2 protein-coding genes are annotated in these 1787 nt (G+C 49.7%); both read right to left on the reverse strand.

Going from position 1 to position 1787, the window contains the following annotated elements; genetic code table 11:
• Window positions 1-241: 241 nt before the first annotated feature.
• Window positions 242-1555: a UDP-glucose/GDP-mannose dehydrogenase family protein gene (locus WCO51_13425; protein ID MEI6514253.1), complete on the reverse strand. Its 1314-nt coding sequence runs from the start codon at window positions 1553-1555 to the stop codon at window positions 242-244.
• Between the two features lie 18 nt (window positions 1556-1573).
• Window positions 1574-1787 (reverse strand): glycosyltransferase (locus WCO51_13430; protein ID MEI6514254.1); only part of this gene is annotated, 214 nt, incomplete at its 5' end.

Consider the following 1787-nt stretch of genomic DNA (forward strand, 5'->3'; position numbering starts at 1 on the left):
TGCGCATAGGGGGCTGGCTCGACTGGCATCGAGAGTATTAATTGTCCCCCCCCCCCGCAGCAACCGGGCGTGGGAGGGAAGGGAGGGGGCAAGTCTTAAAAAGGACTTCGGAAGCGCCGCTAGCACTCTGCTACCGAAGCATCGTGTTTGGGTTTGATTTATACACCCCTTCCCGATTCGGGAAGGGGATGAGGTTAGGTAATCCGGACCCTATCACCTAACACCTTCTCCTCACTCGGCGCTACCAATACAGCCCAATATATTCACCCTTGATGTCTGCGGGGGTGCAGACGCGGGCTAGGTCGATTACGGTGTGGGTTTCCTTGACCTTTGGGATTAGGGCTTTGAACTCTTTGGCGCTGTGTGAAAAGATGAGGATGTCGCTAGCCTCTAATACGGCATCCGCATCTTGCCCTAGAATCGATGCGATGTGGGGGATTTCAGCTTCAATATAGGTCTTGTTGCTGCCATAGAGCGCTGCATAAGAGACGTTGGGGTCGAAAATTCGTAAGTTGTATCCTTTGCCGATCAAACTTTCGGCAAGGACGACCAATGGACTTTCCCGCAAGTCATCAGTGCCTGCTTTGAAGGAAAGTCCGAGAAGGCCGATATTGCGTTTGCCCATTCGGCGAAGTGTTTCTGTCACTCTGTCGATTTGGAGTTTGTTGCTTGGCATAACGGCTTCGAGCATCGGCAGGTAGATGTCATTATGTCTCGCTCGATAGGTGAGTGCTCGAACATCTTTTGGAAGGCATGAACCGCCGAATGCAAAGCCTGGGATTAGATACTTGGGTGAGATGTTGAGCTTTAAGTCCTTGCAGAGAATGTCCATCACCTTATGACTATCGATTCCTTCCATCTTGCAAATGATGCCCATTTCATTGGCGAAAGTGGTTTTGACGGCGTGAAAAGCGTTGCAACCGTATTTAATCATTTCGGCGGTGGGAATGTCGGTTAGGATGACTTGCGCGTCCAAATGGCTATAGATTTCCTGCGCCTTCTTACCATCGCTTTCATTTTCGCAGCCAATAACCGTGAAAGGCGGATCATAGAAGTCGGCGATTGCGGAGCCTTCTCGAAGGAATTCCGGGTTCATCGCAATCCCGAAATCAACTCCACATTTGCCCCCTGAGCCTTCTTCCAGAGCAGGGATAACAACACTATGAGTTGTTCCCGGAAGCACAGTGCTGCGGACGATTACGATATGGTAAGAGCCTTTTTGTTTGATTGCCTGGCCGAGTTGTTGGGAGACACGTTCGACATAATCGGTTTTGAGATCGCCATTATCACGGCTGGGGGTGCCGACGCAAATGAGGGATATATCGGTTTCAGCGACAGCTTTATTGGCATCGTTGGTAACGCTGAGTCTGCCGGCTTTGACAGCTTCTGATAGAAATTCATCTAGGTTTGCTTCCACAATCGGAGAGCGCCCTTCGCTGATTGGTCCCAATTTATTAGGATCGACATCACATCCAACGACCGTATGCCCCGCTTTTGCGAAGCATGCCGCTGAAACTGAACCCACATAACCTAAACCAAAAATACTAATCCGCATTAATATCTCCTCATCCGATTAGCTGCGTGTTGTGGCAGCCCCTTTTTGTTTGACTATCTCATAATAGGCTGCATCGAGCTGATCCACAATAGCATCCCAGCTATAAAGTTCTTCAACCAGCTTTCGTCCATTTTCTCCAAGGCGTTGGGCTAAGGCAGGATCTTTCAAAATTCGCACCGTTTGCGCTGCCATCTCTTCGGGTGTATCCGCTAATAGAATATTCACATCCGGA

The organism is bacterium (assembly GCA_037131655.1).
In the GTDB taxonomy this organism is placed as follows: domain Bacteria; phylum Armatimonadota; class Fimbriimonadia; order Fimbriimonadales; family JBAXQP01; genus JBAXQP01.

Bases quoted from the DNA above. Each gene is read 5' to 3' on its own strand.
- WCO51_13425 (MEI6514253.1), bottom strand. From the start codon at position 1,555: ATGCGGATTAGTATTTTTGGTTTAGGTTATGTGGGTTCAGTTTCAGCG.